At 33.5% G+C, this 13,267-nt stretch carries 11 protein-coding genes and 2 tRNA genes; 8 read left to right on the forward strand and 5 right to left on the reverse strand.

Features of this window, described 5'->3' with window-relative positions; translation table 11 throughout:
* Positions 1–72: 72 nt before the first annotated feature.
* Positions 73–1,212, reverse strand: coding sequence for a DegT/DnrJ/EryC1/StrS family aminotransferase (locus LX95_RS05720; RefSeq protein ID WP_111540484.1), 1,140 nt, complete (start codon positions 1,210–1,212; stop codon positions 73–75).
* 169 nt (positions 1,213–1,381) lie between these two features.
* Between LX95_RS05720 and LX95_RS05725 the strand changes: the two genes are divergently transcribed.
* The 5 genes from LX95_RS05725 to LX95_RS05745 all read left to right on the forward strand — a co-directional run bounded on the left by LX95_RS05725 (position 1,382) and on the right by LX95_RS05745 (position 4,856).
* Positions 1,382–2,551: a 3-deoxy-D-manno-octulosonic acid transferase gene (locus tag LX95_RS05725; RefSeq protein ID WP_146240745.1), complete on the forward strand. Its 1,170-nt coding sequence runs from the start codon at positions 1,382–1,384 to the stop codon at positions 2,549–2,551.
* Positions 2,552–2,682: 131 nt separating this feature from the next.
* Entirely contained in the window at positions 2,683–2,913 is a 231-nt protein-coding gene (locus tag LX95_RS05730) for a hypothetical protein (RefSeq protein ID WP_111540486.1), read from the forward strand.
* Between the two features lie 30 nt (positions 2,914–2,943).
* Complete coding sequence (locus LX95_RS05735; RefSeq protein WP_111540487.1) at positions 2,944–3,240, forward strand: hypothetical protein; 297 nt, start codon at positions 2,944–2,946, stop codon at positions 3,238–3,240.
* Between the two features lie 84 nt (positions 3,241–3,324).
* Positions 3,325–4,413 (forward strand): acyl-CoA dehydrogenase family protein, encoded by a 1,089-nt coding sequence (locus tag LX95_RS05740; protein ID WP_111540488.1) that lies wholly within the window; start codon positions 3,325–3,327, stop codon positions 4,411–4,413.
* A 95-nt stretch (positions 4,414–4,508) separates the two neighbouring features.
* Positions 4,509–4,856, forward strand: coding sequence for a hypothetical protein (locus LX95_RS05745; protein WP_111540489.1), 348 nt, complete (start codon positions 4,509–4,511; stop codon positions 4,854–4,856).
* Positions 4,857–5,130: 274 nt separating this feature from the next.
* Here LX95_RS05745 and LX95_RS05750 read toward each other — a convergent pair.
* The 3 genes from LX95_RS05750 to mutS all read right to left on the reverse strand — a co-directional run bounded on the left by LX95_RS05750 (position 5,131) and on the right by mutS (position 8,007).
* A tRNA-Leu gene (locus tag LX95_RS05750) sits at positions 5,131–5,214 on the reverse strand.
* A 42-nt stretch (positions 5,215–5,256) separates the two neighbouring features.
* A tRNA-Gly gene (locus LX95_RS05755) sits at positions 5,257–5,329 on the reverse strand.
* 86 nt (positions 5,330–5,415) lie between these two features.
* Positions 5,416–8,007 (reverse strand): DNA mismatch repair protein MutS, encoded by a 2,592-nt coding sequence (gene mutS, locus LX95_RS05760; RefSeq protein WP_111540810.1) that lies wholly within the window; start codon positions 8,005–8,007, stop codon positions 5,416–5,418.
* A 136-nt stretch (positions 8,008–8,143) separates the two neighbouring features.
* Here mutS and LX95_RS05765 point away from each other — a divergent pair, with 136 nt between their 5' ends.
* Positions 8,144–8,680, forward strand: a complete 537-nt coding sequence (locus LX95_RS05765) for an RNA methyltransferase (RefSeq protein WP_111540490.1) — start codon at positions 8,144–8,146, stop codon at positions 8,678–8,680.
* On the opposite strand, the gene folK is transcribed toward LX95_RS05765, so the two are convergent.
* On the reverse strand, positions 8,677–9,792 hold the full coding sequence (gene folK, locus LX95_RS05770) for a 2-amino-4-hydroxy-6-hydroxymethyldihydropteridine diphosphokinase (RefSeq protein WP_111540491.1): 1,116 nt from the start codon (positions 9,790–9,792) through the stop codon (positions 8,677–8,679). The genes LX95_RS05765 and folK overlap by 4 nt on opposite strands.
* Before the next feature lie 102 nt (positions 9,793–9,894).
* Here folK and LX95_RS05775 point away from each other — a divergent pair, with 102 nt between their 5' ends.
* Together LX95_RS05775 and LX95_RS05780 are read left to right on the forward strand one after the other, a co-directional pair.
* Positions 9,895–10,584, forward strand: coding sequence for a queuosine precursor transporter (locus LX95_RS05775; RefSeq protein ID WP_111540492.1), 690 nt, complete (start codon positions 9,895–9,897; stop codon positions 10,582–10,584).
* Positions 10,585–10,586: 2 nt separating this feature from the next.
* Positions 10,587–13,217, forward strand: a complete 2,631-nt coding sequence (locus tag LX95_RS05780; protein ID WP_111540493.1) for an AsmA-like C-terminal region-containing protein — start codon at positions 10,587–10,589, stop codon at positions 13,215–13,217.
* Positions 13,218–13,267 lie beyond the last annotated feature (50 nt).

The following is a 13,267-nucleotide window of genomic DNA, read 5'->3' on the forward strand; positions in this document are numbered from 1 at the left end:
CTCAATCATATTAAATAAAAAAAGAGGCTTTTAAAAAGCCTCTTTTTTTTATTTATTTGTCTATTCCAATCTCTAGTCTTTCCCTACAAAATCATTCACCATTTTAGCGATATATCGTATTTGATCTTCATCTAATTCAGTGTGCATAGGTAAAGCGATTACTTCTTTCACTAATTGATTGGTTACCTTGAAGTCTTCTTCATTATAACGTTCCGCATCAGCGTAAGCTTTTTGAGCATGCAATGGGATTGGATAATAAATACCACAAGGAATATTATTTTCCTGTAAGTGTTTTACCAAAGCATCTCGCTTTCCATTCATAATACGCAAAGTGTATTGATGAAATACATGGGTGTCACAATCACTAACCACCTCTGGAGTGATGATGTTCTTATTACTATCAAAAGCAGTACTGTATTTGAAAGCTGCTTCTTTTCTAGCTTCATTATAAATATCTAATCTAGGTAATTTTGCTCTCAACACTGCTGCCTGCAAACTATCTAACCTAGAGTTTACTCCTATCACATCGTGATGGTATCTTTCGTACATCCCGTGGTTAACAATTCCTCTAATGGTATGAGCTAATTTATCATCGTTGGTAAAAAGAGCTCCTCCATCTCCATAACACCCTAAATTTTTGCTAGGAAAAAATGATGTTGTTCCTACATCACCAATCGTTCCAGTTCTTTTAATGCTTTTGTCACTAGATCTATAATTAGCTCCTATCGCTTGTGCATTATCTTCAATCACAAAAAGATTATGAGCTTTAGCAATTCTCATTACTTCATCCATATTAGCACTTTGCCCGAATAAATGTACAGGGACAATTGCTTTAGTCTTAGATGTAATTGCTTTCTCTATAGCTTTAGGATCTATATTGTAAGTATGAGGCTCTACATCTACCAATACTGGCGTTAAGTTTAAAAGTGCGATAACCTCTACTGTGGCAGCAAAAGTAAAATCTACTGTAATTACTTCGTCTCCTGGTTTTAAACCCAATCCCATCATAGCAATTTGTAAAGCATCTGTACCGTTAGCACAAGGTATAACGTGCTTTACTTCTAAATACTCTTCTAATTCTTTTTGAAATTGATGTACTTCGGGACCATTAATAAAAGAGGTGTTCTGTATAATCTCCTGCATAGACGCGTCTACCTGCTCTTTTATTTCTTCGTATTGACCTTTAAGGTCAACCATTTGAATTTTTTTCATGAACTACAATATCTTTTCGCAAAAGTACAAAATATAGCCACTACCCCCAATTTGTTTTTCTTAAGAATAACGTATTTTAGCAAAAAAATAGACTTTGAAGTTTTTATATCGTTTTTTTATTTCAATTATCCAATTTTCTTTACCGTTGTTAAAGGTGGTTAGCCCAAAAATGAAATTGTTCGTAGAAGGTAGAAAAAACGTTTTTCAGCAAATTCAGCTTAAGCTATCGGTTAGAAAAGAGCATAAAAGAATCTGGATTCATACAGCATCATTAGGAGAATATGAACAAGCTGTTCCTATTATAGAAGGAGTTTTAGCACTACACCCAACTAGTGAAATTATTGTTAGTTTCTTTTCTCCTTCGGGTTATGAAATAAAAAAAAATAATCCCTATGCGAAACTCACTACCTATCTTCCCTTAGATACCAAAACCAATGCTAAAAAATTTATAGAAGCCATCCAGCCCGATATCGCTCTATTTATTAAATATGAAATTTGGCCTAATTATCTTGAACAATTAAAAAAAAGAAAGATTCCCACTTATTTAATTTCGGCCAACTTTAGAAAAAATCAATTTTTATTTAATCCATTGGGAGGGTTCATGTTTGAAGCTTTAAAAAGCTTTACCCATATTTTTGTTCAGCATCAAGATTCTTTACACCTTTTAAAAGACAAAGGAATTCATCATGTTAGCGTCAGTGGTGATACTCGTTTTGATCGTGTTTATCAACAATTACAAATGCAAAACAAGCTCGCTTTCGCAGAAGAATTTAAGCAACAGAAACTATGTATGGTTTGCGGAAGCACTTGGCCAGAAGATGAAACTCTTTTACTAGAGCTAATACATAAAAACCCCGAGTTGAAGTTTATAATCGCACCCCATGAAGTAGAAAAAAAGCGAATTCATTCTTTAACGGAAAAGCTAAAGACCTCGTACATTTTACATTCTCAACTTCAAAAATCGAGTTTAAGGGACAAGCAAGTACTTATTATAGACAACATTGGTTTGCTTTCTAAACTTTACGCTTACGCGGATATTGCCTATGTGGGTGGCGCTGCAGGGAACACGGGTTTACACAATATTTTAGAACCCGCCACATTTGGTGTACCTATCATAATAGGAGAAAATCATAAGAAATTCCCAGAGGCAGATTTACTCATAAAAGAAAAAGCGTTATTCAGTGTGACTGATCCTCAGGCTCTTCAGACTATAGTTAAAAAATTAGTTATGGATACTGAATTTAGAATTGACACAGGTAAGAATTCTTTCCGATTCATCGAGAAAAATAGAGGAGCAAAAAGTAGAGTTATGATGGAAATTAAAGAAAAAATCTTTTAAAACACACAGTATCTACCTCATAAAGAATCATTTTAATTAAAAATTTAATAAAATTTTATTAGAGTTTTCTATTTTAGTATTGTTAAAATATATAATTTAGCCCCAACATTAACCATAACAATTAGCAACTAATGAAAAAATCATTTTTAGCATTAAGCTTTTTAACTTTCACACTTGTATTTAGTTCTTGTAGAGAAGAAAAGAAATCTGAAGAACAAGTAAAAGAAGTTGAAGTAGTAAAAGAAGTTGAGGTAGAAGCTAAAGAAGACAAAGGAATCTTAGAACGTACTGCAGAAAAAGTAGACGACGAGGTAAACAAAGAAGTAAATCAAGAAATTGAAAAAATCGGAGACGATAATTAAATTTAATACTAATACACAAAACCAAAAATTATGAAGAAATCAGTAATAATGCTAGCTATGTTATTTGCATTTTCAACAGCATTCACTTCTTGTAGAGAAGAAAACAAAAAAGAAGAAGTTGAAATGAACATGGACGAAGCTGAAAACGAAATGGACGAAGCTGGTAACGATATGGAAGATGCTGCAAACGATGCAGGAAATGCCATTGAAGATGCTGCTGAAGACACTGGAGACGCAATTGAAAATGCTGCCAATGAAACTGGTGAAGCTGTAGACAATGCTGCTCAAGAAGTAGAAGACGAAGTTGAAGGTAACGACGACATGTAATCTTTTTCTTTAGTGAAATAAAAAATCCCTTCCCTTACAGGAGGGGATTTTTATTTGTAATTATTTGAATAAAATATTCCGTTTATGTGGGACGATGCTATTAAAGCTATAAAAGACAACAATACTGTCTGGATAAAAGAAAATCGAATAGATTTCCAGCACTATTTTCAAAGAGAAAACTGTCATCCGCAAGGAAAACTTTCTGCTTTAGCTTTAGAAAAACATTATTCAGCTAAACTCTTTAAAATGTTTTTAGGCAAAAACTATAACGGCCTTGCTTTAAGCTTAGACGAAGGTGCCAAGTGGATAGAAAACGCTTCCTTTCTTGACGGAAACTGGGGATGGTTATTGGGTATTGGTGTCGGTGGAGCCTATTTCGCCGATTATTGTGATAAAAAAACCGCACAAACCTATTTTTCTCTTAAAAATGCTTTAGTCGCTGGAAGCGGGAAACCTTCTGGCAAACTAACCTCTCTACCCAATGGTTATGCATTAAGTGGTAGTTGGAAATACTGTAGTGGCTCTGAGCAAGCTTCATTATTTACTGCAGTTACAATAAAAGAAGAGAAACCCATTGCTATTATTATTCCCAGCAAATCAGTTATAATTAAAAAAGACTGGAATGCCATAGGATTGCCTTTAACCTGTAGTCATTATATAGAAACTCAAAAAGCCTTTATTCCTAAAAATCATTTATTTGATTTATCTACAAGGCCTAGATATAACGAATACCCAATTTCTACTTATCCTTTTATGGAGTTTGCTTTAGCTTGTTTCACTCCGGTTATGATTGGAATTACTAAGAATCTTTTTGAAGATATTTCTGAATTTGTATCCAGCAAAAAGGAAATCTGGAAAAATCATCAACCAGAACGTTATGAGTTTATCAGTACCAAAATCCTAGAGATTAAAACCCACTTAGAAAACACTTCGTCCTTATTTTACCACAAGTTAAAAAAGAGTTGGCAAGACCATTTAAAAGAACAACAGTCAAATTTAGAAAGCGACCTATCATCAATTTCAAAAGAACTCGCTGCCTACTGCTACGAGGAATCTTTTCAATTGATTCCTTTGTTGGGAATGGTAGCTATAGAGAATGACACATCTATTCAGAGACAATTTAAAAATCTACAAACCGCTTATCAACACATGATATTTAGAAATTTCTCTTAATTATTAATCTGTTTCCTGTGATTTTTATAGTAATATAATAGCAGTAAATAATAAGCTTATCTCTTTTAACCTAAACTTACCTTATTAACTCCACTATGAAAAAACTACTACTTTTAATATTTATAATTTTTTCCTCAAATCTTATAAATGCTCAACAAACATTTTCTCATGCTATAGGCGCTACTGGTTTTTTAGGCACAAGAAATGCGAACTTACATGCTGTGGGAATAACTTATTCTCCAAGGCTTAATATCTTTAAAACTGGAGAATATTCCACTATATCTGTTGGTACTAACTTGGGAATTGGATATAATTTGAAAAATAATTTTGCCGAAGAAAATCCAATTACACTTCATATACCCATAAGCATCGACTTTAATTTTGTCTTGCCAGCACAAAAGACTCATTTACAAAAAATAAATCTGGTGGTTTTTTTGGTATAGGATATAGCTTTGAACAAGCCGGCTTAAGTCTTGACGAAAACAATATAGAAGAAGACACTTTAATTAAAGAAACCATCAATGGTCCTATTGTAAATTTAGGATACCAGTTTAAAATCGCCTCTCAAGCATTTGGAATACGAGCTTCTTATTTATATGGTACTGGTGATTTTGAAGGTGGTTATTTAACCTCTCTAACTTTACAATATATTTTTGATTAAATTAATTTTATAAACCAAAAAAGCCTTGAAAATCAAAAGATTAACAAGGCTTTGAGTACTCGGGACGGGACTTGAACCCGTACGAACTAATGTTCATTGGATTTTAAGTCCAACGTGTCTACCAATTCCACCACCCGAGCCAATATGTTTTTATAAAGTATATAAATAACTAGTAGACTCTGAGCGAAAAACGGGATTCGAACCCGCGACCTCCACCTTGGCAAGGTGGCGCTCTACCAACTGAGCTATTTTCGCGTAATCTGTAAATGAACGTGCAATCGTGATTGCGGATGCAAATTTAATCCTTTTTTTAGCTTTTCAAAGAAAAATCGAAAGAAAATTTATTTTTTTTCTTTTTTAGACTGCTGCACCCCTAGCATTCTCTTAATTTCATTTAATTTCATCAACGCCTCCACTGGCGTAAGTGTATCAATATCAATATGTAATATATCTTCTTTTATTTCTTCTAATAAAGGATCATCTAATTTAAAAAAACTTAGTTGAGGCTCTTTTTCTGTAGCTTTTTTTACTTGATTGCTTAAACCTTCTTCTCCATGAGACTTTTCTAGCTTTTTCAATATTTTATTTGCCCTATGTAAAACTTGTTGTGGCATACCTGCCATCTTAGCCACATGAATTCCAAAACTATGTTCGCTGCCACCCGGAGTGAGTTTTCTTAAAAACAATACATTATCTTTTAGTTCTTTTACAGAAACGTTATAATTTTTAATCCGTGTAAACGTTTGTGTCATTTCATTTAATTCGTGATAGTGGGTAGCAAATAGAGTTTTTGCTTTAGAAGGATGTTCGTGTAAATATTCGCTTATCGCCCAAGCAATCGAAATACCGTCATAAGTACTTGTTCCTCTCCCTATCTCATCGAGCAGTATTAAACTTCTTTCCGATAAGTTATTAAGAATATTGGCGGTTTCGTTCATTTCTACCATAAAAGTAGATTCTCCCAGTGAAATATTGTCACTTGCTCCCACTCTGGTAAAAATTTTATCTACTAAACCTATTTCGGCCGCTTTTGCTGGCACAAAACTACCCATTTGAGCTAACAATACAATTAATGCTGTTTGTCTTAAAATAGCCGATTTACCACTCATATTAGGACCAGTAATCATAATAATTTGCTGCTCGGCTCTATCTAAACTTACATTATTAGAAACATACAACTCACCCGCCGGCAATTGTTTTTCAATTACAGGGTGTCTGCCTTCTTCAATTTGTAAATCGTGCCCCATATTTATCGTAGGTTCACAGTAGTTTTCTTCTAATGCCAATTGTGCAAAACTTTGCAAACAGTCCAAACGCGCTACAAGAGAAGCATTTTTTTGAATCACCTCTATATAATCAGCCATCCAAAGCACCATTTTATGAAATATCTCTTGCTCTAAAGCATAAATTTTCTCTTCAGCTCCTAAAATTTTGGCTTCGTATTCTTTTAACTCCTCGGTGATGTAACGTTCGGCATTCACTAAAGTTTGTTTTCTCACCCAACTTTCAGGCACCTTGTCTTTATGAGAATTTCGTACTTCTATATAATATCCAAAAACATTATTACTAGCTATCTTTAAACTCGTAATTCCTGTCGCTTCCACCTCACGCGCAAGCATCTTATCTAAATAATCTTTCCCAGAAAATGCCAATTGTCGCAGCTCGTCCAGCTCTTGAGAAAATCCTGTAGCAATCGCATTACCTTTATTAATATTTACTGGAGCTTCTTCGTGTAAAGACTCTTCTATCTTTTTGCGAAGCAAATCACAACTGTGTAAATTTTCTGAAATAACCTGTAAAGCTTCTGCTTCGCTTGACGCGGAAAGTTCCTTAATAGGAAGAATTGCATCTAATGATTTTTTTAACTGAACAACTTCTCGCGGACTTATTTTTTGAGTGGCGACCTTAGAAATTAAACGCTCTAAATCTCCAATTTTATTTATTTGCTCCTGTATTTCTTTTCGCTGCTGCGGATTTTTAATAAAATATTTCACCACTGCATGCCTTGCTTCAATCTTTTCTTTATTCTTTAACGGAAGTGCCAACCAACGTTTTAACAACCTTCCTCCCATAGCAGAAAGTGTTTTATCTATCACATCTAAAAGCGTCACGGCCTGTAAAGCGTTACCTTGATAAAGTTCTAGATTGCGAATGGTAAACCTATCCATCCACACATACTCTTCTTCGGCAATTCTCGATAAGGAAGAAATGTGTTGCAATTGTTTATGCTGAGTTTCACCTAAATAATGCAAAACCGCACCAGAGGCTATAATCCCTTCCGGCAAACGATCTACACCAAAACCTTTTAAGTTTTTCGTTTGAAAATGGTTGGTTAACGTCTCATCTGCATAATCGGGTTGAAAAATCCAATCTTCAAGATAAAAGGTATGAAAATTCTCTCCCCATAATTCCGTAAAGTTTTTTCTATTCTTTTTCGGAATCAAAACTTCACTAGGTTGAAAATTCTGTAAAAGCTTATCAATATGTTCTGCATCACCTTGAGCAGTTAAAAACTCTCCTGTAGAAACGTCTAAGAATGAAATTCCGTAAAGTTTTTTTCCAAATTGTACTGCAGCCAAAAAATTATTGCTTTTACTCTGTAACACCTCATCGTTCAACGAAACGCCAGGAGTTACCAATTCGGTTACCCCTCGTTTTACAATTTTCTTGGTTTGTTTAGGATCTTCTAGTTGATCGCAAATTGCTACCCGCTGCCCGGCTTTTACCAGTTTAGGTAAATAATTATTTAAAGAATGATGGGGAAAGCCAGCCAACTCGAGTTTTTCGCCACCGTTATTTCTATTGGTAAGTACAATATTTAAAATTCTCGCTGCTTTAATAGCATCTTCCCCAAAGGTTTCATAAAAATCGCCCACCCGAAACAACAACATCGCATCGGGATATTTTGCCTTAATAGCATTATATTGTTTCATTAATGGCGTTACTTTGGGAGCTTTTTTTGCAGTCAAAATTTTTCTTTTTTAATCAAGGAGTAAAAATAAGAATTCTATGTTTGACAGAAGACGTAAAATGCTTTCCTGTTTATAAGTTTTCATTATTTTCGCACTTATGAAAAATAGAAAATTAAAAAACAGCGAGCTTGACAGAAAATCTATTGAAGATTTTAAAGAAGCTAAAAAAACTCCGTTAATCGTTATCTTAGACAATATTAGAAGTCTTAATAATATTGGATCTGTTTTTAGAACTGCCGATGCTTTTTTGATTGAAAAAATTTTTCTTTGCGGAATTACCGCTACCCCACCTCATAAAGACATTCAAAAAACTGCTTTAGGCGCCACCGATACTGTGATGTGGGAGCATCGGGAAAACACCGAAGACGTGATCAAAGAACTCCGTGAAAAAGGAGTGAAAATTTTGAGCATCGAACAAGCTGAAGATGCAGTAATGCTAAATGATTTTTCTCCTAAAAGCGATGAAACCTATGCTATTGTTTTTGGTAATGAAGTGAAAGGAGTACAGCAAAGTGTCGTTTCGGCGAGTGATTATGTTATTGAAATCCCGCAATATGGGAGTAAACACTCTTTAAACATTTCGGTAAGTGCCGGTGTAGTTATGTGGGATTTATTTGCAAAGATGAAGTCTTAGCTTTTTATCTCTTCCAAAATTTTTAAATAATCCTCTCGGTATTCTACAAAATCTAAGTTAGAAATATCAATGATTTTTACATTAAGATGTTGCTGGTTTTTTATAAAGTTTAGATAGCCTTTATTAATATTTTCTAAATAATCTGCAGGAATTTTTTGTTCGTAACTTCTACCTCGCTTTTTTATATTCTCTAATAAACGCTCTGTATTTTGGTAGAGATACACGTATAAATCTGGCTTTGCCAAATCTTTATACATAATATCAAAAAGCTTTTTATAAAGATTAAACTCTTCTTGTTGCAAGGTTACTTTAGCAAAAATGAGGGATTTATAAATATCGTAATCACCCACCATAAAATCACTAAACAAATCGTACTGTGAAATATCATCGAGCAATTGCTGATAACGATCTGCCAAAAAAGACATTTCTAAAGGAAAGGCATAACGGTGTTGATCTTTATAAAATTTAGGTAAAAAGGGATTGTCTTTAAACCGCTCGCAAATAAGTTTTGCTTTGTAATCTTCAGCGATCATAGTGGCTAAACTCGTCTTACCAGCTCCTATATTGCCTTCTATAGCTATATATTTATAATGGTTAAGACTTAGAGTTTTTACTTTCAGTTTTTCAGAAGAAATTTTAATTTGACTTGTGGACAATTCACCTTTTAATTGTTGAATGCTCTTTTGAGATTGAGGATGAATCGTTTCTGCGGCTATTTCCGTTAAGGGAAAAAGAACAAAATCTCGTTGATGCAAATGAGCGTGAGGAATTTCTAAATCTTTTACGCTTATCAACTCATTTCCGTAAAGAAGAATGTCTAAATCTAATGTCCTATTTTGATAACCATTAATGGAACGCTGCCTCCCGTACAAGTTTTCGATATCTAGTAAAAGCTGAAGAACCTTTTTAGCCGAAAATCTAGTTTTTACAGCTAGGCAAGCATTAAAAAAATCTTGACCTTCAAAACCAAATGCCGCAGTTTCATAAATGGAAGAAATTTGCACGACATCTCCAATTCTTTTTTGAATTGCATCTACTGCTAATTGTAGGTATTGATGCCTATCTCCTTGATTACTTCCTAAAGCAATGTATGTTAGTGTGGATTTTTTCAAAAATTTAACAGAATGGGTTCTACAATTTCACAGCAAATTAAGCAAAACAAATTTACATACTCCTAAATTTGCCGTTTAGAGATATTAACAAATTTAGTTTAATTGAAAGGGAGCAAAAAGTTATTAGCCTATAAAGTGTACTTTATTTTGGGCGCACTATTTATATCGGCTTTAGTGGTTTCTAACTTAATATTTAAAAAATTTTTCTATTGGGATTTTTTCGGTATTCATCGTTTTGAAATTTCTGTAGGCATTTTGCCTTACCCTATTACGTTTCTTATCACCGATCTCATAAGTGAAATTTACGGTAAGAAAAAAGCTAACCAAGTTGTCATTGCAGGAATTTTCGCTTCTGTATTTTCATTATTTATTGTTTACATGGCTACCCAAGTACCTGCTACAGCCTGGTCACCTATAGGTGACAGCTTATTTAATACAGTGTTTGGTTCTACCGCTATTGCCGTAATGGCATCGATGATGGCTTATTTATTAGCTCAATTGGTAGACATACAATTGTACCATTTTTGGAAGAAATTAACCCAAGGAAAACATTTATGGTTACGTAACAATTTTTCTACGTTTTTGTCTCAATTTGTAGATACATTTGTGGTACTACTATTACTATGTAGTTTTAATGAAATTGAATGGGATTTGTTTGGTGTTTTACTATTAAGCGGCTTTTTATTTAAAGTATTAATAGCATTGCTAGACACTCCTTTTTTGTACCTAGCAGTATATATTTTTAGAAAGAAATTTAACTTAAAATCAACTCAAGAATTAAGCATAGAGTAATTATGAAAAAAGCATTAAAAATAATCGGAATTGTACTCGGGGTTTTAATCATCCTTATTTTCTTGGCTCCTATCCTTTTTAAAGGGCCAATTGAAAAAGCAATAAAAAAATCGATCAATAATAATGTAAATGCTACTGTAAGCTGGGAAGAGCTAGATTTAAGCCTATATAAAAGCTTTCCTGATGCTCTAGTAACTTTAAAAAACCTTAGCGTTATTAATAAAGAACCTTTTGCAGGAGATACATTGGCTTCTGGAGAAGAAATTAAATTAAGCATGGATATTCCTCAACTGTTTAAAAGCGGTGATGAACCTTTAAGTATTAATGAGCTTATTTTAAATACGGCTTATGTAAATATAAAGGTAGATTCTTTAGGGAATGCTAATTACGATATTGCTAAAAAAACTCCCCCAACTTCTACTCAAGATACTGTCAGCAGTGGCGGACTTTCATTAGACGTGCAGCACTATGAGATTAACAACACCAGAATTAACTATTTAGACCAAAAAACCAAAACGTTTTTAAAAATTTCTGAGTTTAATCACGAAGGAACAGGAGATTTCTCTGCGGCAACGACAAAACTAGAAACTACTTCAGAAGGAATTATCTCATTTGAGTTAGATAGCATTAATTACCTTAAAGATCACAAGTTAAAATTAGATGCCGACTTTGAACTCGATTTAGAAAACCAAAAATATACTTTTTTAGAAAACGAAGCTTACATCAATCAGTTGCCATTAACCTTTAACGGATTTGTGAAAGTTAACGAGAATAACAACGAGATAGATTTAACGTTTAAAACTCCATCATCAGACTTTAAAAATTTCTTAGCGGTAATCCCAGAAACCTATGCTAAAAATTTAGACGGTGTTGAAACTACAGGAGATTTTATGCTTAACGGAAGTATTAAAGGTATTGTAGATGAAACTCATATTCCTCAATTAGATATTTCGGTAAAAAGTGATAACGCTTCTTTTAAATACGCAGAATTGCCCAAACGTGTTGAGAATATACGTTTAGATGCTGTTCTTAAAAATGAAACAGGCCTTGTTGAAGACACCTACCTAAATTTAGACCAGCTTAATTTTCAAATAGATCAAGATGTATTTTCTGCTAAAGGAAATTTTAAAAACCTTACCGAAAATATGTTAGTCAATCTTGCCGTGAATGGGACTTTAAACCTTGCCAATCTTAAAAAAGCTTACCCTATCGATTTAGAGATGGATTTAAACGGTATTCTTAAAGCTAATTTCACAACTAATTTTGATATGAACTCTATTGAAAGAGAACAATATCAAAATGTAAAAAGTAACGGTAAAGCCAGTATCACCAATTTTAAATACGTTTCTCCCGAAATTCCTAATGATGTAAATATTGCTAAAGCCAGCCTTAATTTTAACACCACAAAAGTTGCTTTAGAAGAGATGCAGATAAAATCTGGACAAACCGATGCTAATATTTCGGGGTCTTTAGAGAATCTAATGGGTTACTTATTTTCAGATCAAGATTTAAAAGGTAGATTTAATGTACAGTCTAATACTTTTTCATTAAACGATTTCATGGTCGCTTCCGCGGAAGCAAAAACCGAAACGACTCAAGAAAATAAAGTTAGTGCTACCAGCAAAGAAGAGGCTATAAAAATCCCTTCTTTCTTAGATGCCCGATTAGACTTCACCGCTAACAAGGTTTTATATGACGATCTTACCTTAACTAACGTAAAAGGAGCGGTTATTATTAAAGATGAAACCGCAAAATTAGAAAATGTAACTTCTAATATTTTTGGAGGAAATATAGGAATTAGTGGGAATGTATCTACTAAAAATACTACTCCAACTTTTGATATGAATCTTGGATTAAAGAGTATAGACATTGTGCAGTCTTTTAACGGATTAGAAATCATACAAACTATGGCTCCTCTAGCTAAAGCGCTTCAAGGAGATTTAAATACAACGATTAATCTTAAAGGGAATTTAAATAATGACTTTACACCCATCATCGCTAGTCTGGCAGGAGATGCTTTTGCTCAAATTTTAGATGCAAAAGTAAATTCTGAAAAAACACCTTTATTAGCTAAACTCGACGGAAGGTTAGATTTTATCAATTTAGATAATTTAGATTTAAAGAACCTACAAACCAATTTATCCTTTAGCGACGGTAAAGTCAACGTAAAACCTTTTGATTTTAATATTAAAGGAATAAATATTACTGCTGGAGGTTCACACAGTTTTGAAAATGTAATGGATTACACCTTATCATTAGATATTCCTGCTAAATATCTTGGTTCTAGTGTTGGTGGGGAAATCGCAAAATTAAGTGCATCAGACCTAGAGACGATGACCGTAGCTCTACCTATTGGCTTAAGCGGAACTTTTACTAGTCCTAACGTAAATGTAAATACTAAACAAGCTGTACAAGAGTTAACACAGCAAATTATTGCTACTCAAAAAGATAAAGCAATAGACAAAACTAAAGATAAAATAAAAGATTTATTAGGCGGTGGTAAAGAAGAGACAACAAATACGACTACTAAAGATACAATACCTACAAAGCCAAAAGATAAAGAGGACAAAATTAAAGAAGCCGCAGGTAATGTCCTTAAAGATCTTTTTGGAAAAGGAAAAGATAAAAAATAAAACCCTTGGTTAGCGCTTTTTTGCTAACTTACATAAAAAACAGTTTTACT

It is taken from the genome of Mesonia algae (assembly GCF_003253545.1).
Classification (GTDB): Bacteria; Bacteroidota; Bacteroidia; order Flavobacteriales; family Flavobacteriaceae; genus Mesonia; species Mesonia algae.

Excerpts from the sequence above, each read along its gene's own strand:
- LX95_RS05720 (WP_111540484.1), bottom strand. The coding sequence starts at position 1,212 with ATGAAAAAAATTCAAATGGTTGACCTTAAAGGTCAATACGAAGAAATA.
- LX95_RS05725 (WP_146240745.1), top strand. The coding sequence starts at position 1,382 with ATGAAATTGTTCGTAGAAGGTAGAAAAAACGTTTTTCAGCAAATTCAG.
- LX95_RS05730 (WP_111540486.1), top strand. The coding sequence starts at position 2,683 with ATGAAAAAATCATTTTTAGCATTAAGCTTTTTAACTTTCACACTTGTA.
- LX95_RS05735 (WP_111540487.1), top strand. The coding sequence starts at position 2,944 with ATGAAGAAATCAGTAATAATGCTAGCTATGTTATTTGCATTTTCAACA.
- LX95_RS05740 (WP_111540488.1), top strand. The coding sequence starts at position 3,325 with ATGTGGGACGATGCTATTAAAGCTATAAAAGACAACAATACTGTCTGG.
- LX95_RS05745 (WP_111540489.1), top strand. The coding sequence starts at position 4,509 with ATGAAAAAACTACTACTTTTAATATTTATAATTTTTTCCTCAAATCTT.
- mutS (WP_111540810.1), bottom strand. The coding sequence starts at position 8,007 with ATGAAACAATATAATGCTATTAAGGCAAAATATCCCGATGCGATGTTG.
- LX95_RS05765 (WP_111540490.1), top strand. The coding sequence starts at position 8,144 with ATGAAAAATAGAAAATTAAAAAACAGCGAGCTTGACAGAAAATCTATT.
- LX95_RS05780 (WP_111540493.1), top strand. The coding sequence starts at position 10,587 with ATGAAAAAAGCATTAAAAATAATCGGAATTGTACTCGGGGTTTTAATC.